The organism is Catonella morbi ATCC 51271 (assembly GCF_000160035.2).
Lineage (GTDB): Bacteria > Bacillota > Clostridia > Lachnospirales > Lachnospiraceae > Catonella > Catonella morbi.
In genome coordinates, this window is record NZ_KI535371.1 from 123,906 (window position 1) to 150,353 (window position 26,448).

The 26,448-nt window shown below is 40.7% G+C and carries 20 protein-coding genes; 19 read left to right on the forward strand and 1 reads right to left on the reverse strand.

Annotated features, from left to right (window positions below; all coding sequences use genetic code 11):
* Nucleotides 1-190 precede the first annotated feature (190 nt).
* The 13 genes from GCWU000282_RS15145 to GCWU000282_RS15205 all read left to right on the forward strand — a co-directional run bounded on the left by GCWU000282_RS15145 (nt 191) and on the right by GCWU000282_RS15205 (nt 17,983).
* Nucleotides 191-1,207: a LacI family DNA-binding transcriptional regulator gene (locus tag GCWU000282_RS15145; protein ID WP_035041412.1), complete on the forward strand. Its 1,017-nt coding sequence runs from the start codon at nt 191-193 to the stop codon at nt 1,205-1,207.
* A 168-nt stretch (nt 1,208-1,375) separates the two neighbouring features.
* The gene (gene alsB, locus GCWU000282_RS15150; protein ID WP_023356068.1) at nt 1,376-2,458 is read left to right on the forward strand and encodes a D-allose transporter substrate-binding protein; all 1,083 of its coding nucleotides are present in this window, start codon (nt 1,376-1,378) and stop codon (nt 2,456-2,458) included.
* 144 nt (nt 2,459-2,602) lie between these two features.
* On the forward strand, nt 2,603-4,129 hold the full coding sequence (locus GCWU000282_RS15155) for a sugar ABC transporter ATP-binding protein (RefSeq protein WP_023356069.1): 1,527 nt from the start codon (nt 2,603-2,605) through the stop codon (nt 4,127-4,129).
* 13 nt (nt 4,130-4,142) lie between these two features.
* On the forward strand, nt 4,143-5,123 hold the full coding sequence (alsC, locus tag GCWU000282_RS15160; protein WP_023356070.1) for a D-allose ABC transporter permease: 981 nt from the start codon (nt 4,143-4,145) through the stop codon (nt 5,121-5,123).
* 35 nt (nt 5,124-5,158) lie between these two features.
* Entirely contained in the window at nt 5,159-5,842 is a 684-nt protein-coding gene (gene alsE / locus GCWU000282_RS15165) for a D-allulose 6-phosphate 3-epimerase (protein WP_023356071.1), read from the forward strand.
* 16 nt (nt 5,843-5,858) lie between these two features.
* Nucleotides 5,859-6,785, forward strand: coding sequence for an allose kinase (gene alsK, locus GCWU000282_RS15170; protein ID WP_035041461.1), 927 nt, complete (start codon nt 5,859-5,861; stop codon nt 6,783-6,785).
* 43 nt (nt 6,786-6,828) lie between these two features.
* A complete protein-coding gene (gene rpiB, locus GCWU000282_RS15175) occupies nt 6,829-7,284 on the forward strand; it encodes a ribose 5-phosphate isomerase B (protein WP_023356073.1) in 456 nt (151 codons plus the stop codon).
* A gap of 157 nt (nt 7,285-7,441) precedes the next feature.
* A complete protein-coding gene (locus GCWU000282_RS15180; RefSeq protein ID WP_023356074.1) occupies nt 7,442-11,260 on the forward strand; it encodes a phosphoribosylformylglycinamidine synthase in 3,819 nt (1,272 codons plus the stop codon).
* A gap of 185 nt (nt 11,261-11,445) precedes the next feature.
* Entirely contained in the window at nt 11,446-12,357 is a 912-nt protein-coding gene (locus tag GCWU000282_RS15185; RefSeq protein ID WP_023356076.1) for an ABC transporter permease, read from the forward strand.
* A 32-nt stretch (nt 12,358-12,389) separates the two neighbouring features.
* Nucleotides 12,390-13,277 carry a carbohydrate ABC transporter permease gene (locus GCWU000282_RS15190; protein ID WP_023356077.1) on the forward strand — a complete coding sequence of 296 codons (888 nt, stop codon included), beginning with the start codon at nt 12,390-12,392 and terminating at the stop codon, nt 13,275-13,277.
* Between the two features lie 43 nt (nt 13,278-13,320).
* Nucleotides 13,321-14,892 (forward strand): ABC transporter substrate-binding protein, encoded by a 1,572-nt coding sequence (locus GCWU000282_RS15195; protein ID WP_035041415.1) that lies wholly within the window; start codon nt 13,321-13,323, stop codon nt 14,890-14,892.
* Between the two features lie 188 nt (nt 14,893-15,080).
* Entirely contained in the window at nt 15,081-16,139 is a 1,059-nt protein-coding gene (locus GCWU000282_RS15200; RefSeq protein ID WP_169730277.1) for a response regulator transcription factor, read from the forward strand.
* Nucleotides 16,136-17,983: a sensor histidine kinase gene (locus GCWU000282_RS15205; RefSeq protein ID WP_023356080.1), complete on the forward strand. Its 1,848-nt coding sequence runs from the start codon at nt 16,136-16,138 to the stop codon at nt 17,981-17,983. The genes GCWU000282_RS15200 and GCWU000282_RS15205 overlap by 4 nt, the downstream gene beginning before the upstream one ends.
* 158 nt (nt 17,984-18,141) lie before the next feature.
* On the opposite strand, the gene GCWU000282_RS15210 is transcribed toward GCWU000282_RS15205, so the two are convergent.
* The gene (locus GCWU000282_RS15210) at nt 18,142-19,650 is read right to left on the reverse strand and encodes a C69 family dipeptidase (protein ID WP_023356082.1); all 1,509 of its coding nucleotides are present in this window, start codon (nt 19,648-19,650) and stop codon (nt 18,142-18,144) included.
* 283 nt (nt 19,651-19,933) lie between these two features.
* Between GCWU000282_RS15210 and GCWU000282_RS15215 the strand changes: the two genes are divergently transcribed.
* The 6 genes from GCWU000282_RS15215 to GCWU000282_RS15240 all read left to right on the forward strand — a co-directional run bounded on the left by GCWU000282_RS15215 (nt 19,934) and on the right by GCWU000282_RS15240 (nt 26,380).
* Complete coding sequence (locus GCWU000282_RS15215) at nt 19,934-20,458, forward strand: flavodoxin (RefSeq protein WP_023356083.1); 525 nt, start codon at nt 19,934-19,936, stop codon at nt 20,456-20,458.
* A gap of 28 nt (nt 20,459-20,486) precedes the next feature.
* Nucleotides 20,487-21,377 carry a LysR family transcriptional regulator gene (locus tag GCWU000282_RS15220; RefSeq protein ID WP_023356084.1) on the forward strand — a complete coding sequence of 297 codons (891 nt, stop codon included), beginning with the start codon at nt 20,487-20,489 and terminating at the stop codon, nt 21,375-21,377.
* 26 nt (nt 21,378-21,403) lie between these two features.
* Complete coding sequence (locus GCWU000282_RS15225) at nt 21,404-24,061, forward strand: transglycosylase domain-containing protein (protein WP_023356085.1); 2,658 nt, start codon at nt 21,404-21,406, stop codon at nt 24,059-24,061.
* A 19-nt stretch (nt 24,062-24,080) separates the two neighbouring features.
* On the forward strand, nt 24,081-24,743 hold the full coding sequence (locus GCWU000282_RS15230) for a YigZ family protein (RefSeq protein WP_035041465.1): 663 nt from the start codon (nt 24,081-24,083) through the stop codon (nt 24,741-24,743).
* 2 nt (nt 24,744-24,745) lie between these two features.
* A complete protein-coding gene (locus GCWU000282_RS15235) occupies nt 24,746-25,669 on the forward strand; it encodes a nucleotidyltransferase family protein (RefSeq protein ID WP_023356087.1) in 924 nt (307 codons plus the stop codon).
* 108 nt (nt 25,670-25,777) lie between these two features.
* Entirely contained in the window at nt 25,778-26,380 is a 603-nt protein-coding gene (locus GCWU000282_RS15240) for a hypothetical protein (RefSeq protein WP_023356088.1), read from the forward strand.
* Nucleotides 26,381-26,448 lie beyond the last annotated feature (68 nt).

Consider the following 26,448-nt stretch of genomic DNA (forward strand, 5'->3'; position numbering starts at 1 on the left):
ACGAGTCAAAGACATCACCTCGAGCCGCCAGTCTAGTAACATGGCCTAGAAATCCATCAGTTTGGTGGGTGGTCTTAACTACGGTAATCAAGATAACGTATCGTATATGATTTTAAGTTGAATTTTATGGCATATGGCATATAATAAAAACAGAAAACCAACGGATGGCCAGATAAGGAGATATACAAGTATGGCAAAAACCATAAATATGAAAGAAATTGCTAAACTTTCAGGTGTGTCCATAGCTACTGTTTCTCGGGTTATAAATCAAAACGGAAGATTTTCCAAAGAAACCGAGGATCGTGTGAGAAAAATAATCGAAGAGAACAATTATAGTCTTGATAACTCTTCAAAAGGGATATGGAAAAATAAGAACAGCAACATAGGAATTATTGTTCCGGATATAACTAACCCTCATTTTTCGGCGTTGATACTTCAGATACAGATGGCACTCTTTTATGGTGGATATTCAACTATAATTTTCAACACAAACGAATCAGAGGTGCTTGAAAAAAAGCATGTGGAGATATTAAGGGCGAAGAATGTTGCCGGAGTAATGATAATTTCAGGAAACAGGTACCATGAGGCTTTAAGAAAATATCCGGTGGTGTACGTTGACAGACCACATGTAGGCGAAGACGATAATGCCGTCATAATTGAGTCGGATAATGAAAGCGGTGGTTATATGGCGGCTAACGAGATTCTCGGGGCAGGTTGTAAAAATATAGTGTTTCTGATGTCGAGAGGAACTGATGTGAACCAAATATCAAGATATAACGGCTGCTTAAGAGCTCTTATGGAAAAAGGGATACCCGAAAGACCAGAGTATATAAAAAATAATGAAAATGTTTCCGTTTACTCGGGAAAGGCATCAATTACTTCCCTTATTCAGAGCGGACTTGAGTTTGACGGAATAGTGGCCACTACAGACACCCTTGCTGCAGGAGCATACCTGGCTCTCAGAGAATACGGAATACAGGTGCCGAAGCAGGTGAAAATTGTTGGCTTTGACGATTGTATTATAGCGGATATATGCGGGGTGGGAATTACAAGTATTAGGCAGGATGTTGCGGGAATGGCAAGTGTGGCTGTTGATATGCTTATACGGCAGATAAACGGAGAAAAGATACCCACTACCAAAAGGCAGATGAGAGTAACTCTATCAAGGAGAGCATCTACGGATATGGGGGCTTCTGAGAAAAATTGAAAGAAAAGATACCAGTAAGGTGAAATTGCACAATTTACCCTAATATTTTCTCAGCAAAATGTAGAAAAAGAAAGAAAATATTGACAGAATACACATGATTGAATTATCATGAAAGAAATTTGAGTAAAATTTACTCAAATATTACTCAAAATAACAGGGAGGTAGATTATGAAAAAGTTAAAAGGTTTTTTGGCGGTAGCACTTGCAGTTATGATGGCAGTATCACTTACGGCCTGCGGAGGAGAAAGTAAACCGACTTCATCCGCAAAGAAAGATATGTCGTCAGCTAAAAGTTCAAGTGGAGCAGTTACATCCGAGACTTCATCAGCTTCTAAAAGCGGAACAGGCAGTACTGCATCTGTAGCCGGTGAAGAAAAGTATGCGATAGTTTTGAAGACACAGTCGAGCCAGTTCTGGCAGGACATGAAAGCAGGTATCGAGGAGGAGGCCGCAAAGCTCGGAGTAAAGGTAGACGTACAGTCCGGAAATACGGAGGACGACGTAGAGGGACAGGTGCAGGTACTTGAGAACTTCGTTAGTACGGGTGAATATAAGGCAATCGGTGTGGCACCTATTTCAGATGTAAATCTGAATAACGCTATTGCGGAAGGCTGTTCAAAAGGGATAGTCTTCATTGATATCGATGAAAAAATAGATGCCAAGGCTCTCGGAGAACTCGGAGGCGGACTCTATGCTTATGTTGCTACCGACAATAAAGAAGTCGGAGAGACGGGTGCCGGAGAATTGTTGAAACAGGTGGGAAATAATGCGGAAGTAGCTATAATTGAAGGAAAGGCCGGAGCTTTATCGGGAGAACAGCGTCGTGACGGAGCAAAGGCGGCTTTTGAAGCAGCAGGGGCTAAGTTGGTGGATAGCCAGCCGGCGGACTGGGACCGAACAAAAGCTATGGATGTGGCTACGAACATGATAAGTGCGAATCCTAACCTTAAAGCTATATACTGCTGTAATGACACAATGGCAATGGGAGCCGTAGAGGCCGTAAAAAAATCGGGAAAAGATATAAAGGTTTGCGGAACTGACGGAAATGACGATGCCATAAAGGCAGTAGCGGACGGAGAACTTGCTGCTACAGTAGCCCAGAATCCTAAGTTGGTAGGAGCCACCGCACTTAATCTAATGGTAAAAGCGGTTAAAGAAAATGCTAAACCGGAAGCAGGGGCCGAAGTCACTCAGACAGGTATTGCAGCTGTCCTTATAACAAAGGATAATGCTAAGGAGTATCTGAAATAATTAACATACAGCCTATCATAGAATCGGACGTATTAATCCCAAATTATTCACGGGATATTTTGTGAATAATTTGGGTTAGTTTATATATAACACGTCACATGAATAATTTGGAGTAATCTTATCCCGTAATGAAGGAGAGGGCACATGGAAACTGTTGTTTCAATGAAGGATATAATAAAAACTTTTCCGGGAGTAGTCGCGTTAAACAAAATAAGTTTTGATGTCAAGGCCGGGGAAGTACATGTACTTTTGGGAGAAAACGGTGCCGGGAAATCTACCCTGATGAAGGTATTGAGCGGAGTTTATCAACCGGACAGTGGCAGTATAACGCTTGACGGAAAAACTTATGAAAGGCTTACCCCTCATATATCCGCGGAGGGTGGCATAAGCATTATTTACCAGGAATTGAGTGTCGTGAACTGGCTTGACATTAGAGAAAATATATTTATGGGAAGACTCCCAAAGAAAAAATTTGGCCCGATATATCAGATAGATTACGAGAAGCTTGACAGAGATACGGAAAAGCTTTTGGAACAGGTAAACTTACAGGCATATAAGCCGACGGTAAGTGTGGGCGAATTAGGTATAAGTGAAAAGCAGATGGTAGAAATAGCCAAGTCGGTTTCTTTTAATGCAAAGGTTATAGTCATGGATGAGCCAACCTCGTCGCTCACCGATGAGGAGGTTAAAAAACTGTTCGCTATAATAAGACGTCTGAAAAGTGAAGGGAAAGCTATAGTTTTTATTTCACATAAGCTTTCGGAGATTGCTGAAATCGGTGACAGAATAACAATAATGAAGGATGGGGGCTATGTCGGAACTTATAATGTGAAAGACCTTACAACCGATGATATGGTAAAACTTATGGTCGGAAGAGAGATACAGGGAAGCTATCAACATCCGGAAGGAGACGGATTTAGTTTCGGAGAGACAATATTTGAGGTAAGGGGTCTTACGCGCAAAGACGAAAAGGTAAAAAATATTTCATTTAGCCTAAAAAAAGGGGAAATTCTGGGGTTTTCAGGATTGGTGGGAGCCGGAAGAAGTGAACTGATGGATGCAATATTCGGTGCAAGTCCCATTAAAGCGGGAGAGATATATCTAAACGGAAAAAAGATTGTCATAAAAAATCCTTATTCGGCGTTAAAGACAGGTGTAGGAATGCTTACGGAAAATAGGAGAGAAACCGGATTTTTTGGCAATTTCAGTAATAAAAAGAATATTTCCATTGTTAATCAGCTAAAAAAATCAAAAGTTGACGGGATAGTGGGCACAATCGATGAAAAAGATGAACGTAAAATGGCTGAAGATCAACACAAGGCTCTGCAGATTAAGTGGGTGGATGAAGAACAGCTCACACTTAATCTTTCGGGAGGTAATCAACAGAAAGTAATTTTGGGCAAATGGATGGCGGCAGGGATGAAAGTTATTATTTTTGATGAGCCGACCAAAGGAATAGATGTAGGGACCAAAAGTGAAATATACAAACTTATGAGAAAACTTTCCGATGAAGGCATAGGAATAATAGTTGTTTCGAGCGAAATGCCGGAGCTTTTGGGGCTTTGTGATCGTATAACAGTTATGGCGGGCGGAAAAATAACCGGAGAATTTGAAGTAAGAGAAGCTACTGAGGAGAGACTGGTTAAGGCGGCTACAAAAGAGGAAATGTGAGGAGGATGAAACGGTGGATACAAAAAATGTCGTAAAGAGAAAGAAGTCTTTTGGAGATTTTTGGGATAAATACAGTACAATTTCCATTCTGGTTATTATGATACTTGTGTTCGGTCTCCTCCGCTACAAGAGTTTTTTAACAAGCGGAAACATGTTAAAAATCCTTGAACAGAGTTCAATAACAATTTTGCTGGGACTGGGAGAATTTTTTGCTATTCTTCTCGGAGGGATTGACCTCAGTGTAAGTTCAATAATGGCCTTATCAGGGGCGGTAAGTGCAAAGCTCATGACAGAAGCGGGGATGCCGCCGATAGCTGCCGTAATGATAGGGGTTGTCATTTTAGGTATAGCTGTAGGCTTTATTAATGGATTACTGGTTACGGCAACCGGGCTTCCGCCTTTTATAATTACTTTAGGTACTCAGGCTATTTTGAGAAGTATGGTCTATATAATAACCAATGCCAGGGCGGCGTCGGGACTTCCTGTCTCCTTCAATAAAACCATAGGAGGAAGCATAGGCATTTTCCCAATGCCGGTAATAATTGCTCTTGTAACAGCCGCTCTTCTGGCTTATTTTGGCAAAAAGACACAATGCGGAAGGAATCTGTATGCAATAGGAGGAAATCCTCAAGCAGCGTGGTATGCAGGAATTACAGTGAAAAAACATACAATAATAGCATTTATGATATCCGGATTATGTGCTTCTCTTGCGGGAATGGTAAATATAGCGAGACTTGCGGCGGCGGAGCCTAATGCGGGAACCGGTTATGAAACATTTGCGATAGAGGCGGTAATAATCGGAGGTGCTTCGTTCTTTGGAGGAGTAGGCAAGATACCCAAGGTAATAATCGGAGGTCTAATCATAGGTGTTATAAACAACGGACTTAACATGTGCGGAGTTTCAAGCTATTATCAGCAGCTTGCTATGGGATGTCTGCTTATTATAGCAGTCACTCTTGACAGATTTTTCGGAGCAAGCCGTAAGAGTTCATAACTGTTGTATATATTTTTAATTGAAAGGATTATTATATGAAGCCTTTATTTACAGTCAGTCTTATGTGTATGGATTTTCTGGATATGAAAAACCAGATAGATGTATTGAATGAGGAATTTGATGGCTATCACATGGATGTTATGGATGGACATTTTTGCAAAAATATAACCTTAAGTCCGGATATCATAAAAGCAGTGGGAAAAGCGGCCAAAAAGCCTATGGATGTGCATCTTATGACGACTGAGCCCAATGATTGGATAAAGTCGTGTGCCGAAGCGGGGGCTGAACTTATAAGTCCCCATGCCGAAACTATAAATACGAATGCTTTTCGTACCATTAATCGTATAAAGGATTTGGGTTGCAAAACAGGAGTTACGCTCAATCCTGCAACCCCGCTGGCTTATTGCAAAGAGTACTTAGGTCGTATAGATGTACTCACCATTATGACCGTAGATGTAGGTTTTGCAGGACAGCCTTTTATAAGAGAAATGCTCGATAAGATAAAGGAAGCGAAGAAACTCAGGGAAGAAAACGGTTGGCATTATCAGATAATGATAGACGGTTCCTGTAACAAAAAAACATTTAAGGATCTTTATGCAGCGGGTGCCGAATGTTTTATACTGGGAAGTTCGGGACTTTTTTCTTTAGATGATGATTTAAGGGTGGCTTGTGCCAAAGCAAAAAAAATCTTTGAGGAAGAAACCGGTGTTAAACTGTAAGAGGGAGGAATTAACCGTGGCGGAGCCTGTTGTTTTAGGAATCGATATAGGAGGAACCAATATTCGTCTTGGTTTGGTGAACGAAAGCTATAAGTTGGAAGGATTCGAGATACGGCCGACAGAAAGCGTTTTCACAAAAGAAAGTGATGCTGTCGAAAAATTTGGAGGGCTTGTAAAGGGATACATTGAGAAAAATCTGAATGACAGGGTTTTAAAAGCCGTATCGGCAGGCTTTCCGTCCACCGTAAGCCGCGACAGGAGAACAGTCATACAAACACCTAATATCGAGGCCATTCCCGATGACTTTTTGATAGTGGATGCACTTGAAGAAATTTTTGATTTTCCGATCTTTATAAATAAAGATACAAATAACCTTTTGTTCTATGATATGAAAGAGCTGGGGATAGAAGATTGCGACAGCGTGTGCGGAATTTATTTCGGAACCGGGGTGGGAAATGCCGTAATGATTGATGGGAAAATACTTTCAGGACATAACGGAGTTGCTTCCGAACTCGGTCATATGCCTATTTACGGGAATATGAAAAAATGTACCTGCGGAAACGAGAGCTGTCTCGAGACTGTAGTATCGGGGATTGCTCTTGAAAATTTGAGGAATGAATTTTTTCCGGATATTGAAATAAAAGATATATTTGCTCAAAAGGGAGAAACGAAAGAAATTAAGACATTTGTCAGAGGAATGGCTCAGGCTGTTGCTACGCAGGAAAATCTTTTTGATCCTGAATGCATTGTGCTTGGAGGAGGACTTCTTATGAATGGATTCTTTCCTTTTGATGAATTCGAAAAAGATATACATTATTTTACAAGAAAGCCCTATCCTGAAAAGAATATGAAAATAAAATATTCCCGTCCTGCGCAGATAAATGGTGTTATAGGCGCTGCAATTTACGCATTTAAGCGTATGAAAAATCAAAATTATCTGTAAACGAAACAAAATGAATGTGAGGAAAATACATCGGAGGTACTGTATGAAACTTGTAATAGGAAGCGATCATGTCGGGTATGATTATAAAGAGATAATCAAGCTGTATTTAAAAGAAAAAGGAATAGACGTAACAGATGTGGGTACCGACAGTACGGAAAGGTTTGACTATCCAATAAGCGGATATAAGGCGGCAAAAATAATTGTGGCTGGGGAAGCGGACGGAGGTGTATTAATATGCGGTACGGGGGTTGGTATATCTCTGGCTGCAAACAAAGTTAAGGGCATAAGAGCTTGTGTATGCAGTGAACCTTATTCCGCGGGACTTTCCAAGTGTCATAATAACACAAATATAATAGCCTTTGGGTCAAGAGTAGTAGGCATAGAGCTTGCGAAGATGATAGTGGATGCCTGGCTTGAAGCAAAATATGAGGGCGGCAGACATGGAAAAAGGGTTGAAATGATTGCTGAGATAGAAAACACCGGAGAACTTATGGTATGATAACATATACAAATGAACCGTACGCTACCCGCGCATGGTTCATTTGTATATAAGAATAAAATATAAATAAAATCACATATATTCATTTTACTAATAAATATATCCATGCTATACTAAATATAATTGTAACCAAAACCTATAAATAAGGAGTGGGACTATGGGAAATATTAGAAGAATATATGTTGAAAAGAAAACTGATTATGCTGTAAGGGCGAGGGAGCTTAAAGAGGAATTTGCAGACTATCTTTCTCTTAAGAAGCTTGAAGCTGTAAGGGTGCTTATCAGATATGATATTGAAAATCTGGATGAAGCTACCTATAAAAAGGCTCTTGGCATTGTATTCTCCGAACCGCCTGTAGACTTGCTTTATGAGGAGAACTTTCCGCTTGAGGCTTCTGAAAGAGAGTTTTCGGTAGAATATCTGCCGGGGCAGTTTGACCAGAGGGCAGATAGTGCCGTTCAATGCGTGAAGCTCTTAAATGAAGAAGCTGAGTCTGTTATTCAGTCTGCTACTACATATGTAGTAAAGGGTGAAATTACAGATAAAGAATTTGAAAAAATTAAAGCTTATCTTATAAACCCTGTTGATTCAAGAGAAGCATACAAGGATAAGCCTGAAACCATAGTTCAGAATTTCCCTGAGCCTCCGGATGTGAAAATCTTTGAAGGCTTTAGAACTATGTCCGAAGACGAGCTTAAGGAGCTTTATGCTTCGCTCAATCTTGCTATGACATTTAAGGACTTTTTATTTATAAGAAAATATTTTGCAGAAGAAGAAAAAAGAGATCCGAGTGTAACTGAAATCAGAATGCTTGATACCTACTGGTCAGACCATTGCCGTCACACTACCTTCCTTACAGAGCTTACAGAGATAGACTTTGAAGAAGGCAAGTATTCCAAGCCTTTGGTGGACAGCTACAACAGTTATAAGGAAAATTTTGCAGAGCTTTACAAGGACAGGGATGATAAGTATATCTGTCTTATGGATATAGCACTTATGGGAATGAAGAAGCTAAAGGCTCTTGGCAAGCTTACGGATATGGAGGTTTCAGACGAGATAAATGCCTGCTCCATAGTTGTGCCTGTGGAAGAAACTTTGGCAGATGGAACCAAGAATACAGAAGAATGGCTGATTTTCTTTAAGAATGAAACACATAACCATCCTACAGAGATTGAGCCTTTTGGTGGGGCGGCTACCTGTCTTGGCGGAGCCATCAGAGATCCGCTTTCTGGCAGGGGCTATGTATATCAGGCTATGCGTGTTACAGGAGCTGCTGATCCTACTTTGCCGCTTTCAGAAACTATAAAAGGCAAGCTGCCACAGAGAAAGATAGTTACAGGGGCGGCGGCAGGTTATAGCTCTTACGGCAACCAGATTGGTCTTGCAACCGGACTTGTAGATGAAATTTATCATCCTGATTATGTGGCTAAGCGTCTTGAAATCGGTGCGGTTATGGGAGCAGCCAGAAGAAAAAATGTAATCAGGGAAACTTCAGATCCTGGCGACCGGATTATCTTGCTTGGAGGCCGTACGGGACGTGATGGTATAGGAGGGGCTACAGGCTCATCCAAGTCACATACAACCAAGTCCATAGATACCTGCGGAGCTGAGGTGCAGAAGGGAAATGCTCCTACAGAGCGTAAGATTCAGAGATTTTTCAGAAGGCCTGAGATAACAAAGCTTATAAAGAAATGTAATGATTTTGGAGCCGGCGGTGTTTCTGTTGCAATCGGAGAATTGGCGGCAGGGCTTCATATCAATCTTGATAAAGTACCTAAGAAATATGCGGGACTTGATGGTACGGAGATAGCTATTTCCGAGTCACAGGAAAGAATGGCTATAGTTGTGGACAGTAAAGATGTAGAAGCTATGCTTAAGTTCGCTGATGAGGAGAACCTTGAAGCTGTGGTTGTAGCGGAAGTTACAAAAGAGCCTCGTCTTGTGATGGAATGGCGCGGTAAGGAGATAGTAAATATAAGCAGAGCCTTTATTGACACAAATGGAGCCAGAAGTGAAGCTAAAGCCAGCGTATCAGCTCCTAATCCGGACAAATTTTACGAAAACCACAATAAGGAATTTGAAGGCAAGAGTCTTAAAGAGGCTTGGCTTGTTATGCTTAGTGATTTAAATGTATGCGGTAAAAAGGGATTGGTTGAGAGATTTGACAGCTCAATCGGAGCAGCTACAGTGACCATGCCGTTTGGCGGTAAATATCAGTTAAGCCCTATTCAGACTATGACAGCAAAGCTTCCGAATGACCTTGGCGAAAGTGACGCAGTCACTCTTATGAGCTATGGCTTTGATCCGTATATTTCAAAGGAAAGCCCTTATCATGGTGCTGTTTATGCGGTTATTAACTCTGTGGCAAAGATAGTTGCTGCCGGTGGAGAACTGACTAAGATTCATTTCACCTTCCAGGAGTATTTTAAGAGGCTTGGAGACAAGGCAGTGCGTTGGGGAGAGCCTCTTGCAGCCCTGCTCGGAGCCTATGAAGCACAGATGCAGCTTGGACTTGCCTCAATAGGTGGTAAGGACAGTATGTCGGGCAGCTTTAACGATATAGATGTACCTCCTACTTTAGTAAGTTTTGCGGTCGATATGGGTAAGGCAGATGAAATTATCAGCCCTGAGCTTAAAAAGTCCGGAAATGTGCTTGTAAAATTTAATATAGAAGAAAATGAGTTTAGGCTTCCTGTATTTGAGAAGCTGATATCTGCTTATAAAAAAATTACCGAACTTATTCATAAAAAATCCATAGTTTCAGCCTATGCACTCGGAAGATACGGTGTGGCTGAAGCAGTCAGCAAGATGGCTTTCGGTAATAAGCTCGGCGTTAAATTTGATGAAAAGCTTACAGATGAAGATTTCTTTAAGCCTGATTTTACAGGTATAGTTGCAGAAGTAAATGCAGACGATTTGGATGAGGTGATGAAATCAGGACTGGATGTAATCAGGCTGGGTGAAGTTACTGAGTGTGGAAAATTTGAATTTGCAAATGTAACTATAGACATAGAAGAAATGCTGGGAAACTGGATGGGTAAGCTTGAAAAGGTATATCCTACAAAGACAGGTGAGGAAGTAGAAAAGCTAACAGAGAAGCTTTATGATGTAAGAAATGAGGCAGACTTTGCAAGAAAGAATGAGGCAAAGCTTTATATAGCCAAAGAAAAGATAGCAAAGCCTAGGGTATTTATACCTGTATTTCCGGGAACAAACTGTGAATATGATTTAACCAAAGCCTTCCAGAAAGCAGGTGCAGAAGTTCAGACAGTGGTATTTAAGAACCTTAATGCACAGAACATAAAGGATTCTGTATCGGAGTATGTAAAGGCTATAAAGAATTCTCAGATAATAATGTTCCCAGGCGGTTTCTCAGCAGGTGACGAGCCTGACGGTTCAGCCAAGTTTATAGCCTCCGTATTTAGAAATCCGCAGATTGCTGAGGAAACCAATAGGCTGCTTAAAGAGAGAGATGGTCTTATACTTGGTATTTGTAACGGTTTTCAGGCACTTATCAAGCTTGGACTTGTGCCTTACGGAGAGATAACAAAGATAGAGGAAACCTCACCTACTCTTACTACCAATAAGATAGGCAGGCATATTTCGCAGTCTGTTTATACAAAGGCAGTTACAAACAAATCTCCATGGCTTATGAATATTGAACTCGGAAAGACCTATTCCATCCCTGCTTCACATGGTGAGGGAAGATTTGTGGCAAATGAAGAATGGCTTAAGAAACTTTCTGAAAATGGTCAGATAGCTTTTAGGTATGCAGATGCAGATGGCAATGTAACCATGGATGAAAGCTTTAATCCAAACGGCTCTTATATGGCGGTTGAAGGCATCATAAGTCCTGATGGAAGAGTGCTGGGTAAGATGTGTCATTCTGAGAGAATTGGTGAAAATGTAGCTGTCAATATAACCGGAGAGAAAAATCAGGGGATATTTGAGAGTGGTGTGGAGTATTATAGATAGTGAATAATCAGGGCTCAGGAATGAATGGCGGCAGAAAGTATTTTGATTCTGCCGCCTTATTTTTATTCTGTGAGGCAACGAATTCACAAAATAAAGAGCGGATTTTTACCCTTCATAGTCGGATATTTCCTCTGTGAAAGTAAGGGAATACGGGATATACTTAACTTGAACAGAGGAGGGAGAATATGTCTTTACTGAAAAATACATGGAAAAATAAGACTTTGTTGTTCATGAGTCTGCCCGCACTTATACTTTTTGCATTATTCAGCTTTGCGCCTTTGTACGGGCTGGTTTTGGCATTTAAAAAATTTGACTATAAATTAGGCTTTGATTCTCCATGGTGCGGTTTGGATAATCTGTTATTCCTGTTTAAATCAAAGACTTCATTTGTACGTATTACAAGGAATACTGTTTTCTATTTCATAGCTTTTACGGCAATAGGCACAATATGTAATGTGTCATTGGCTGTATTGATTCATGAACTCAGCTATAAAAAACTGGGAAAAATCTGTCAGAGCATAATGATCGTACCTGCCTTTATCTCTGCTATGGCCATTACCTATGTTGTTAATGCTGTATTGGATACAAGCAACGGAATGCTTAATCAGCTATTGATTTCGCTGGGTAAGGATCCTGTCAGATGGTACATGGAGGCAAAGGCATGGCCGTTGATATTGATTTTAGTCAAAATGTGGCAAGGAACGGGATACGGTTCCGTCCTGTACCTTTCCGTACTGAGCGGTATTGACACTGAACTGTATGAAGCGGCCGAACTTGACGGTGCAACAAAAGGGCAGAGAATCCGCTATGTGACATTGCCTATGCTGCTGCCTATGGTGGTAACCATGACCCTTTTATCAATAGGCTATATTATGAGATCCGATACCGGACTTTTTTATCAGGTAACAAAGAATACCGGAGCAATATATTCCACTACCCAGGTTATTGACAGTTATGTTCTTAATTCCATAATGGAATCTTCAAACTTCAGTACTACGGCGGCTGTTACCCTATATCAGTCATTAATCGGATTTCTGTTGGTGATAGTCGTAAACTATGCAGTCAAAAAAATAAATGAGGATTATGCATTGTTTTAGAACGTATTATTAGTTTTTTAGGGAGGCTTGGGATGAGTGAGAAACATAGACAAAATCTGTTGGGGCTTATACTTCTTATTCTGACGGCAGTATGTCTGCTGCCGCTTATTCTGGTAGTGATTATCTCCTTAAGTGATGACAACTCTATTACGGAAAAGGGATTCAGCTTTTTTCCCGATGCGTGGTCATTGGAAGGCTACCGGTATGTGTTGACCTTTGGCAGACAAATTGCCGTATCCTATGGAGTAACAATATTAATTACTGTATTGGGAACGCTTATAGCCCTGATTACTATGAATATGTTTGCTTATGCACTGAGCCGGAAATGTTTCAGGCTTCGTAAACCATTTTCTTTCTTGGTGCTGATAAGCATGCTGTTCTCGGGAGGCCAGCTTTCCTGCTATATGATTAATACCAAAGTCTATGGCCTGGGAGATAGCCTGTTGGCGCTGATTCTGCCTGAATGTATCACAGCAATGCATATTATTATACTTAGGACTTATATTCAGAGCAACGTGCCGGATGCACTGATTGAGGCTGCTAAAATAGACGGAGCCGGAGAATTCAGGACATTTTGGCAGATAGTTTTTCCGGTTTCAAAGCCTTCGGTTGCGGCAGTAGGCTTCATGGTAGCGGTAAGATATTGGAATGAATGGCAGAATGCGTTGCTTTATATACGCTCATCATCGAAAACACCTCTTCAGCTGTTACTGGTGAGGATTCAGAAAAACCTGGATTTTCTGCTGAATACCTCAGGAGCTTTGGGAGCGGGAAATGTAACCTCAATGATGCAGAACCTTCCTAAAGAAAGTGCGCGAATGGCTATACTTATGGTAGTACTTGGTCCGGTCATTATTGCCTATCCGTTCTTCCAGAAATATTTTGTGAAAGGACTGACAGTAGGATCGGTGAAAGGTTAATAAAAAGTGTATTAAAGAAAACTTGGACAAGGAGGAGAAGAAAATGAAAAAGAAAATTGCAATGATACTTGCGATGGCACTGAGTCTGACGACATTGTTATCAGCCTGCTCGGGAACACAAGCCAAAGAAGGGGATAAGTCATCGGGGGAGAAGACGACAGTAGAAAAGAGTGCAGAGGATAAACATACTGACAGCTCGGTAGGAGACAACAAATCCGCCGCACAGGACGGAGGGATAGTCACCATCAGCTGGTGGCGTAAGATTTACAACGATGTACAGGAATCGGAAATCGATGCTGTAGAGAAGGCAATCAATGATTATATAGGTCCGAAAATCGGTGTGAATGTGGATATGAAAGCGATCAGCGGTGATTATGAATCCCTGCTTACCCTGGGACTTGCAAGTGACGAGGATATTGACTTGTTCTGGACAGCCAGCTGGGATCTGGCGGCAGCCTGCAAGAATCTCATTCAGAATAACGCAGCGATGGATTTAAGCGACAAGATTAAGAATTATCCGGGACTCTGGGGAGCTATGCCGGAGTCTATCTGGGACAGTTCAAAATTTAATGGGAAATATTATTGGATTCCTGTTTACAAGGAGTCTGCAGAGGGGTATAGTGTTGTAGTACCTCAGTCGGTAATTGATAAAATGGGATGGAAGGATTTGCAGGAAAAGATTAAGTCATATAAGGATCTTGAACCTTACCTTGCAGAAGCTAAGAAAAAGGGAATAGGAATGCCGTTTCTTTTCCATGCGGATTTTGGTTATCAGAATTTTTCCATGGATAGATTTGCACCTTTAAATATCGGAAGGGTATGTGTCGTGGATCTTAAAGGCGATACCAAAAAAGTAATCAATCTTGCGGAAACAGATGATTTTAAAGAATATTTAGACACTGTATACAAATGGAATAAGGCAGGATATATTCCTGAAGGTGAAGCAACCAGGGAATATCAGGTTATCGGGGATTTTGCCAACAAAGAAGATTGGGGGTTTATGATTCAGACAACAACACCTCTGATGGAAGTGACTTTCCCAAAGAATTATAACTGCGGACCGGTAGTTGCAATTAAAATGACGGAAAACTGGATACATTCCGACAGTGCGATTGGTTCTGTGTATGGTATCAACCAGAAGTCGAAAAAAGCGGATGCCTGCCTCAAGTTTCTTGAGGTGCTGATGACAGATCCCGTTGTGGCCGATCTGGCCTGCTACGGCTTAGACGGAGTTAATTATAATCGGGATAAAACCGGTAAGGTTGTACGTGTTGAAAATGACGACTGGAACTTCGGAACCTGGCTGTCATCAAGTATAGCTACCTGCAGCCTGCTGGCGTCGGAACCTGACAATAAGGTACAGGAATATCTGGATTTTAACAATTCTGCTAAGACATATCCTTTTGCCGGTTTCCGATTTGATCAAACCCCGGTGGATGCAGTTGTGGCGGCGGTAGCTGCGGTGAATGATGAATACTGGACATTGTTGAATCAGGGATTTCTGGATCCTAAGAAAGCACTGCCGGAGTATCGGGAGCGCCTTAAGGAAGCCGGTATTGATGAGTTGATAGCTGAGGTACAGAAGCAGTATGACGAGTGGCTTGCAACCAAATAGACCCCAATTCGGGATAGGCATGTATAGCCATAATTACTCACGAAGCGTCTTACACTGCCATGTTGCACATAATAAGATGTATGTGATATATTTGGTAAATAATTAGAGGATAATCTTGATATAAGTTATGGAAAGGCTGCCATTAAAGGTGGTCTTTCTGTGGTTAAACGTTAATGAATGGTGATGGAATGGGATGGAAAGTAGTTGTAACAGATGATGATCAGAATGTCTGCAAGTGTTTGAAAAATCTGGTGGACTGGGAGAGGCTTGGCTGTGATATTCCTTATCTGGCCTATGACGGGAGAGATGCACTGGCGTTTTTTGTCGAAGAAAAAATCGACTTTTTGATTTGTGATCTGAAAATGCCGGGAATGGATGGTCTGACTCTGATGCATAATATATATGAAAAAAGTCCGGATACGGATGTGATCTTCATCAGTGGGTATGAGGACTTTAATACTGCACAGGAAGCTCTCAGATGCGGCGTTAAAAGTTACATTTTAAAACCTATTAATCAACAGACTTTGGATGAGCTGGAATTGCTTTTAAAATCGCTGATTTTACACAGGGAAAGCAGGAAACTTCGCAAATGCCTCTTTTTGCCCGATAATAAGCAGAGCTTTCATGCTGCAATAAGAAAAAAGGATAACGAATGGTTGGAGAATTTTATTGTACGGCTTTTTGTCGATGGTGACAGTCCTGCACCGTTGATAGCTGACTGGATAGGTGATTATCTGGGACGCGAAGCCTTGATTCCGCCAGAGGCGGCAGATATTATTGTAAAACAGTATTTGGAAAAAATGTCTCAGATGCCTGACGGAAAGGCAGATTTTTTGCTGCGGGAATGTACCAAACTGATGGAAAGACAGGAACGCATGGAAGAAAACGCAGTTTCTTTTACCGAATCGGTAAAAGAGTATGTACTCAGAAATTATTCGGACGAAAATCTTGGTGTAGAGACACTCGCGGCAGAGATGGGCTTTTCGGCAGGATATATCGGAAGAATTTTTGCCCGGGATGTCGGAGTATCTTTACAGGAATTTATTATTCAGACACGGATGCATGAGGCAAAGCGCCTGCTTCGGGAAACACGGGACACTGTGGCGGTAATTGCAAACAGGTGCGGCTTCTCGGATGCAAATTATTTTTCAAAGGTATTTCGAAAACGATGCGGAAGTTCTCCTAAGGAATTTAGGGAGAGTGAGGTGATATTACCAAACATCAGTAAAAGGGGAGGCTCCGAATGAAAAGTATAAGGGGGAAAACAGAGACTGCTTCAAGAATTCTTTCAAAAACAGCGAGAGTGTATGCGGTGACCATAGTACTGCTAATTCTGATTAGCAAAGAGGTAGTGTACCGTTCTGTTTATGCCGATATGGAAAAAATGGCAAAGGAAACCATCAGCTTGAAGCTGGATAGTACAGCACGTCTGCTGAATAATATGCTTGATGATGCGAACAGATGCTTTCAGGCGGCGGTAGGTACAAACGGTATTATGTTGAAAACAGCAGAAGCCTCGAATACGCCACTTTATCATTTAATATCGGAATACAGAGATATTTCATTTGGAGACAGGAGAGGGGTAAAGGCTGTCAGGGAACTGAAATCTTTAAATGAAACACTTAAGCAGATATTCAGGGATGGCCTGGGCACGGAGAATTCAGATTATCGGATTCGTATTTACCTTGACAATAGATTTGCAGTTACCGGTTATATGTCGGAAGGTAAGGATGTAAAAGGAGACGGCATTTATAAAGCGGTTATGACAAAGGAGAATCCGGTTTATTCTGTATTGCACGAGGCAGGGGGAGAAAGGATCTGCTTCAGAACCCGGAGAAAAACGAATGACGGTAATTATGAAGATGTTCTGTACATGGGGCAGCTTCTGATTTGTAATGTTGCGGAGCATCAGTGGCAGGTCAACAAGCAATGTCTGGGCTATGTGGTATGTGAATTTAGTTCAGATATGATTAAGGGACTGCTTGGCGGAACGGAGTACGGAAGCATGTCTGCTTACGTTTTGGATAAAAAAGGTGAATTGTGGGCATCTTATGAGAGCGGTCATGAGGTTGAAAGCGGAGAACTTAAGAAAATTATAGGGGAGGGTGATTATAACGGCAGTAAGGACGGACTGTTTGTGAAAAAGAGCAATCTCTCCGGAAATATACTGCTTGTGATAGTAATGCCGCAGGAAGTTATAAGAGAACCGGTGATTAAAAATGTACTCACATTGTTGTCTGTACTAATTCTGCTTTTAACGGCTTTTATCGGTGTACTTTTTTATTTTAACTGGCATCTTATCCGCCCTGTTGTAAGGCTTACAAAGCATATGGAAAAGGGAGAACTTTTGAAGATTGAAGCCGATCGTTCCGTTAACAGTACCAGAGAAACGCAAATTCTTTACCGGAGATTTAACAGCTTCATTGAGCAGTCAAAATCATATATAGACAGCATTTATTCTGTTGAAGCCGAAAAGCGGAGGATGGAATACAGAATGCTGCAGGCACAGATAAACCCTCATTTCTTATATAATACTTTGGATTCTATCAGCTGCCTTGCCATGCTCAACGGACAGATACGCATCGCGGATCTTCTGAAGTCGCTGGCACAGATTATGCGCTACAGTATCCATAATCCGCAGGAACCTGCTACACTGCGTGAGGAAATCGCAATTGTCAAAGAGTATGAAAAAATTCAGCAGAACTGTTCGGTAAACCATTTGGGATTTTTCTATGAATTGGAGGAAGCGGTGGCGGAGTTGACTGTTCCTAAATTGCTGATCCAGCCTTTGGTGGAAAATGCAATTTTTCATGGAATGAATAAGGATAACAGAAACGGAATTGTAGAAATCAGCGCAGTAAAAAAGAACGGATTTGTATTGATCACAGTATGGGACAACGGCACGGGGCTGGATACAAAAGAAGTGCAGCGATATTTGAACGGAGAGCGAAGTTCAGATGAAAATGGCGGAGGTTTGGGTATTTATAATATCAGGATGCGTCTGAAAAGCCGATATGGAGAAGAGGCGGAACTTACACTTCAGAAAGATGAAAACGGCTGTACCGAGGCAATAGTCAGAATTCCGCTGTGATTATTATCCGCAAGCTTTGCTGTCTCAGAGAAAATAATAAAATAAATATTAAAACGTTCACGCCACAGACCACAGATAAAAAGCCGGTGAAACCGGCTTTGACGCATAAATTGAGAGATCTGAATCTGTGGCGTGAATAATCGGATCCTTGATGTATTCTACGCATCCGACCTTGAAAAACTGTTTTTCATTACACAGCTTGCATTGTAAACCACCTTATTTAAAGCTTTGGTAGTCTGTTCTATAAGCATTTTGGTAATTTCTTCATTTGCCTTCTCACAGAAAAGAGTATCAGACTTTTCGCTGTCATTTTCTGCATCTTTCATATAATCGGCAAATTCCTTATCAAACTTATTTATAAGAGCATGATTTTTAGCCATTACTGCAGTCTGATAATGGTCTATATTAGGCAGACAGCGTTTAAAATGTGCATCTGCGATTACTCCGAGCAACCTGCTTGCCCAGTAGAAATTATGGCTGTCAACATCGCCCGTTGTATTTGACAGGTATTTCGGTGTCTTTGTAATATTTGCATAGAAACCTACAAAGGTGTTAAATACATTGCTTCCGAAAGCTACCCATTCTATGGCTTTTAGCTCTTTAGGCATATAAGGGCGAATCTGTACGAGTGCAAGCACATCTGTGCGGCTGATACCGATTGGACGGTAAAGTTCCTTGACCCCGTTAGTGTATGGATCATAAGGAGTATTCTGATAATGATTTGAGAGCGCCCATTTAATATCCTCAACAGTTATTTTCTTCTCCGGAACCCTGCACCATGGAATGTTGTCCGAAAGCGGAGTATAGTCGGCATTATCACCTGTCCACCTGCTTGTAGTAGGGTTGAAATACTTTTGAGCAACCCAGGCACGGGGAGTATTGTAAATGTGGTCGAGGTCTGAATGAGTTCCGAAAGTATCTCTTGGACTAAAGGCTTTGCAGAGAGTGAGATCTAAATGGTTATCCTCTATAAACTCTCTTAAATCCTCAGAGCAGAGATATTCTTTCTTTTCACCGAAAGCATCATCAAAGTCAAAGGTATCAAGTCCCAGCTGATTTGGTGCAACCACATAGCAGTCATCAGGTACACGTCTTGCCATCCAGTGATGTCCGCCTATGCTTTCAAGCCACCATATTTCATTTTCATCCTGAAAAGCTATTGCATTCATTTCGTAGGTTCCGTATATTTTGAGTAATTCACCCAGTCTGAACACACCTTCACGCGCACTCTTTATATAAGGAAGAACTATGGTAACTATATCCTCTTCACCGATTCCGCCTGCTTTTTCAGGAACATAACTGTTAGTATTTTTTCTTCCTTTTGCAGGCGCATACTCAACCAGAGGATCTGCCCCGAGCACTCTTTCATTTGAAGCTATGGTTTCTGTAGCAGTCATTGATACATTCAGCTCATTTACACCGCAGGCAGCCCACACACCTTCTCCGCTTACTGCGTTTGGAAGAGCGGTATAACGAAGCGGATTGTCAGGGAGTTCTATTTCTACATGTGAAATAACCGAGCGGTATTTTTTAGGCTGTGAATCGGGATGAATCACCGTAAATTTTTTGGGCATAAAGCTTCCCGAAGGTGAATCATCATTTCTGGCAACAAGTGTAGAACCGTCATAACTGGCTTTTTTTCCGACAAGTATTGTTGTACAAGGCATAAAATACTCCTTTCAAATTCAAAAATACGATCTGTCCGTATTTTGACACTGATATCGTTAATATGCTATTATTATAATCTATTACGCAATAAAAATCATCAAATTCTTTTGAAACCTCTAAAGTATAATAATAAGAATTACTAATAAGAACATTAAGAAAAAATAAAAATATAATAAATTCTGTTGATTTGTAGCAAAAATAATGAGATAATATAGACTGCGAATAAATTTGTAACTAGAATTATTTCTTATAAAATGCTTATGGCGGAGGTGCTCGTACTTTATGAATACACTTATAGCTTATTTTTCAAGAGCGGGAGAGAATTATTGTAACGGTGGTGTTATTTCAATAGAAGAGGGAAATACTGAGGTTGTGGCAAATAAAATTTCTGCACTGACAGGAGGAGATGTTTTTAAGATTGAGCAGGCAGTTCCGTATTCTCTTCAATATGACATTTGTGTTGAAGAAAGTAAAGAGGATAAGGCTAAGAATGTGAGGCCTGAGATTGTTAACTGCTTAAATAGTATAGATAATTATGATGTTATTTATTTGGGATATCCCAATTACTGGGGTTCACTGCCTATGTGCGTGTTTACCTTTCTTGAAAAATTTGATTTTACGGGAAAGACTATCCGCCCCTTCTGTACTCATGAAGGCAGCGGTTTTGGCAACAGTATCGAGGAATTAACAGCTGTCTGTAAGGGAGCAAAGGTAGAAAAAGGCTTGGCTGTAACAGGCTCGGAAGCCCGAAAACATGACGAAGAAATCAAACAATGGGTAGATGAAAGCTTAAAAGTTAAGAATTAGTTTGTTAATAAAGTTAAAGGGGTAGAAAATGGACATAAACCACGAGTTATATAAGGTATTTTATCATGTGGCAAAAACATTGAGTTTTTCGGAGGCATCCAAAGAACTGTTTATATCACAGTCAGCAGTCAGCCAATCTATTAAAGTATTGGAAAAAAGGCTTGGACAAAAACTTTTTATAAGAAGCACAAAAAGAGTAAGGCTTACAAAAGAAGGAGAGATTCTTTTTAATCATGTAGAACCGGCTATCAATCTTATCAGTCTTGGGGAAACGAGAATACTGGAGTCAAAATCCTTAAACGGAGGACAGCTTAGTATCGGAGCAAGCGATACTATTTGCAGGTATTATTTGAAACCGTTCTTGAAGGAATTTCACGAAAGATATCCGAATGTTCATATTAAGGTAGTAAACGGTACTTCTTTAAAATGTGTGGAGTACCTAAAAAACGGTGTTGCAGACCTTATAGTTGTAAATACACCTAACAGTGCCTTGGGGCAGGTTGGTAAGGTAGTACCTGTTAAGGAATTCAGAGATATATTTGTAGCCGATAAGAAGGCTTTTCCTAAGCTCATCAATGGGGTACATGAACTTTCTGAATTGCAGAAACATCCTATGATGATGCTTGATAAGACTTCAACCACAAGTGAGTTTTTACATAAACTTTTCTTAGAAAATCATTTGGAACTACTGCCGGAAATTGAGTTAGCCAGCAACGATCTTCTTATAGACCTTGCAAGAATAGGACTTGGTATAGCTTGTATTCCGGATTATTGCATAGATGAAGAAAATGAAGCGGAACTTTTTGTATTGAAGATGAAAGACTCATTGCCTGAACGCGGTATAGCTGCCTGCTATAATGATATGGGGCAGACTGCGGAGTCGGTATTTCAGTTTTTAAATCTTTTGAAAAGTGAGTAGGTTTAAGAGCTTTTAAAAGGAGATATATGAGTTATAGCAGATTTGATATAGAAGAAAAACGAAGAAAATACGGTTCAATTCCTAAAAAATTGACGTCAAAAGTCCTTATCTGGGTTGTCAGAATTTTTATGGTTGCGATAGTAGCGGTAGCTATAACAGGTGGATATATAGTTTACGGAACTGTTAAGGGCATAATTGATAAAGCACCTGAAATAAACTCAGTAAATATTATCCCTACGGGCTTTCAGACCTATATATATAATGCGAAGGGAAAGAAAGTAAGGACAGTTGTCGGTGCGGGTGCAAACCGTATATACAAGAAATTAGAAGATATACCTAAAATTGTTCAGGAGGCCTTCATAGCCATAGAAGATGAGCGTTTTTATGAACATGGAGGTATAGATGTCAGAGGTGCGTTCAGAGCGGGCTTTGTTGCACTTTTATCTAAGGGTGCAAAAAAACAGGGTGCAAGTACGCTTACACAGCAGTTATTAAAAAATCAGGTCTTTGCGGGCGGTGAAGAGGAAACATTAGTAGCTGCGGTGGAAAGAAAGATACAGGAGCAGTATCTTGCGATTCAGCTTGAGAATATCTATAGTAAGGAACAGATTTTGGAATATTATCTGAATACAATAAATCTCGGACAGAATACACTCGGAGTACAGACTGCCGCACTCAGGTATTTTAATAAAAATGTTGACGAACTTACACTGTCAGAAGCTTCCGTAATAGCCGCAATTACGAAGAATCCTACAGGTAATAACCCTATTACCCATCCGGAGGAAAACGCAGCAAGACGTAAGGCGGTTCTTAGCAATATGCTGAGGCTTGGATACATTACCGAAAACGAACTTAAAGAAGCCGAGAATGATGATGTATATGCAAGAATAAAGGCTGTAAATAAAGAAATAAAGGTAGATACCTCAGTAAATTCCTACTATGTGGATGCTACCATTAATCAGGTGGTCGAAGACTTATGCAATGAAAAAGGCTACACTGTTACTCAGGCATATAATTATCTATATTCCGGCGGTCTTAAAATATACACTTATCAGGATCCGACCATCCAAAAAATCTGCAATGATGTAATTGCTGATGAAAGAATGTTTGCGGGTATGCCTAACAAATGGAAGCTTACCTACGCACTTTCAATTCAGGATAAAGAAGGAAAGACAATTAACTATTCAGAGGGGCATGTACAGAAAATGTTCGGACTGGACAGCATGATGTTCAATCAAAAAGGAGGTGCTGACCAGTATGTAAAGAAGTTTAAGAAGAAAAAGCTTAAAGACGGAGGCGAGGTAATAGGTGAAAGGATTGAATACACCATAGAACCTCAGGTATCTGTAACTGTTATGAATCAAAAGACCGGTGCGGTAACAGCCATAGTAGGCGGCAGAGGTCAAAAAACGGGTAACCTCACCCTTAATAGGGCAACAGATTCAACCAGACAGCCGGGCTCGTTATTTAAGGTATTGTCCACTTATCTTCCTGCACTTGATACAGCAGGTTACACCCTTGCCAGCGTACAGGATGACGGAGAATATTTTTATCCGAATTCCAATAAAGAGGTACGTAACTGGTGGGGCAAGAGCTATGAAGGCCTGAGCACCTATAGAAGAGGAATATATCGCTCTATGAATATAGTTACGGTTAAGGCTCTTGAAGCAATGGGAATGCAGCCGGCATTTGCTTACCTTAAGGCGCTTGGAATAACAACACTTACAGAGTCCGATAACGGCTATGCTGTGGCTTTGGGCGGATTGTCCAAGGGTGCGACCAATCTTGAGATAACCGGCGCTTATGCAGCCATAGCTAACAAAGGAATATATATAAAGCCAAGTTTTTACAGTAAGGTACTAGACCATGACGGAAATGTGGTGCTTGAGAATAAGAAGGCATCCAGACAGGTAATGAAAGATTCTACAGCCTTCCTTCTTACCGATGCAATGCATGATACCCTTGTTCGTCCCGATGCAACTGCTTACAGGGCAAAGCTTGCCGATGTAAATATGGGACAGGCGGCCAAGACAGGAAGTTCAAGTTGGGATTATGATTTGTGGATTTCAGGTTTTACACCATATTACACCTGCACGCTTTGGATGGGATATGATGAGCAGTCATCTCAGATGGGCTATGAACTGAGACATCATCCTATATGGAAGGCAATAATGGATCAGATAAATTTAAAGAAAAAATTAAAATCCAAGCCTTTTGAGATACCTGATTCAATTACAACAGCAACCATATGTACAAAATGTGGAAAACTGGCAGTACCCGGGCTTTGTGACAGTGCGCCGGGAGGGTCTACCGTAAGACGGGAGTATTTTGCAACCGGAACGGTCCCTACTGAAAGCTGTGATGTTCATGTAAAATTAAATATTTGTAAAGATACGGGAGAGGCTGCAGGACCTTATTGTCCGAATGTAATAAGCAAGGTATTTCTTATTAAAAATGAGACAGTAACCCAAAATGATGCTTACGGAAAGACGGTGAAGAGGCATTATTATACTGCTGACACACCATATATTCTAACCCGCAAAGCACAGACAAAGTGCAGCCTGCATATTGCACCGGGGGTGGCAACACCGTCTGCTGTTGAACCCGGCGGTTCCGAGGAAACACCTCCTGTTGTTGAACCGGGTAATCCTGATGAAACGTCAGATGACGGTGCGGATGGCTAAGCAGGGAAAGAGGTGGAAAGTGTCGTATAAGACAGTAAAAAAAGATGCTTTTGCAGAAACAGAAATAAAAAAATCGAGATTTATTGCCCACATAGCTGAGGTAAGGTCTGAAGCGGAGGCGGAGGCACTTATAAAGGAAACCAAGAAAAAGTATTATGATGCCTCGCATAGCTGTTCGGCCTATATTCTAAATTCAGACAAGGGTATCAGACATTCAAGCGATGACGGAGAGCCTTCGGGAACAGCGGGCAAACCGATACTTGATGTGATTTCGGGTGCAGGTCTATCGGATGTAATAGTAATAGTTACAAGATATTTTGGCGGAACTGAGCTTGGAACGGGAGGACTTGTAAGAGCATATTCGGGAGTAACTGCAGAGGTTCTGAAAAATTCTACAGTAGTAGATGTAGTGTCTGCAAAGTTGACCGAATTTGTTATAGATTACGGATTATTACCAAAGCTTCAGCATCTTTTGGCGGAGCTTGGAATAATAATATATGAAACTGAGTACTTGGAGAAGGTAAAAATATCTGTTTTAATCACAGAAGAAGTTTCGGGAAAATTTTATAAGGAATTAATCGAAATGACAGCAGGAGCACTTACTGAATCTTCAGTAGTTAGAGAAGAACAGGTTAATTTTTATACTGAAGCAGGAAAGGTAATTTTAGATTCTAGGGGGTAGTTATGAAAGATGTAACTTTAGTAGTAATGGCAGCAGGAATGGGCAGCAGATATGGAGGCATTAAGCAGCTTGATGCTTTCGGTCCCGAAGGTGAAGTAATCATGGATTATAGCGTGTTTGATGCTATAAAGGCAGGATTTAACAAGGTTGTCATTATTATAAGAAAAGACATTAAAGATGATTTTATGGAAATCATCGGCAACAGGCTGGAAGAAAAAGCAGGAGTTCCGGTTCACTATGTATATCAGGAAATGGATAATCTTCCTGAAGGCTTCACTGTTCCTGAGGGACGTACCAAACCTTGGGGCACAGGTCAGGCTCTGCTTGCGGCAAAGGAATTTGTACATGAACCATTCCTTGCAATCAACGCTGATGACTTCTATGGAAGTGAGCCTTACAAGATAATGCATGATTTCCTTGCTAATGTTGATGAGAGCGATGGAAAGGCGCATTTTGGCATGGCAGGTTATTTACTTAAGAATACCTTAAGTGACAACGGCTCTGTATCGAGAGGTATCTGCAGCGTAGATGAAAATAATTATCTGGTTTCCATAGAGGAACATCTTGATGTGGAAAAGTCCGGAGAAGGAGCCATAGGCTTTACAGCAAGCGGTGAAAAGCATGAGCTCAGTCTTGAAGCAGTAACTTCTATGAATATGATGGGACTCACACCTAAGGTGTTTGAAGCTCTTGAGAAAGGCTTTGTGGATTTCCTCGGAAATATTTCATCCAATCCGCTCAAAGCAGAGTTCTTCCATATAAAGGTAATAAGCGATATGATTGCAGCAAATAAGGCTGATATGAAGGTTTTCGGCACTAATGCAAAATGGTTCGGAGTAACCTATCAGGAAGATAAGCCTACTGTAAAGGCTGCTATAGAGAAGCTGACAAAGGACGGAGTTTATTCTGAAAAACTCTGGAGCTAAAATCTGTATGTATTATTTTATAAGGCTGAGGCATAAGAATGATGTGCCTCAGCCTTATTTGAAGGAAATGTTACAAAAATAAAGTCTGCCGAGGGCTAAGAGGTGTGTATGAAGAAAATGCTTATGTTTGGAATCATCTTTGTGTGTATACTATTGTGTATAAAGCTAGTGACCTGTATTGGTAGAAAACATGCATATTTTCAAGGACAAATTTTATATATAGATGGTGAGGAATATGAAGAAACAGCTGGGTTTTACAAAGAATCCAATACAGTCATAAGTCGTACGGATAATGGTTTTACCATATATGAAGTAGTTGGGGATCCGGAACATAACTATGTAGTTGCACGATCATTTTTGGACAATTATCTACATGTGAAAAAAAATTATGCAGTAGATAAAACAGCAATAGAAGGTTATTTTTTTGAACCGGGTTATGGCGATTTTATTAGTGGAAAAGAAATAATTGATATAATGAAAACACTGTCAGAAAGCAAAGAAAAGGTGGATATTGACAATGATTTGCTAATGTCAGGGGGGAACGGAGAAAAAAGGGTATATATAAAGTATTATAATGACCCTGTAGGTAAATATTGTGGAGGCATAATTTTTGACGGTAAAGATTATGTGTATTATAACTGGGATAAAAAAGAGGCAGTTTTAATCAGTAAGGAGATCCTTAAGAAATTAAAAGAGCTGGGAGCATTTTAGTGATTTAAATTAAAAGCATTAGAGCATTAAAATCTCAAAACTCATCAAAGGCAAAAGAGGCTGAACAC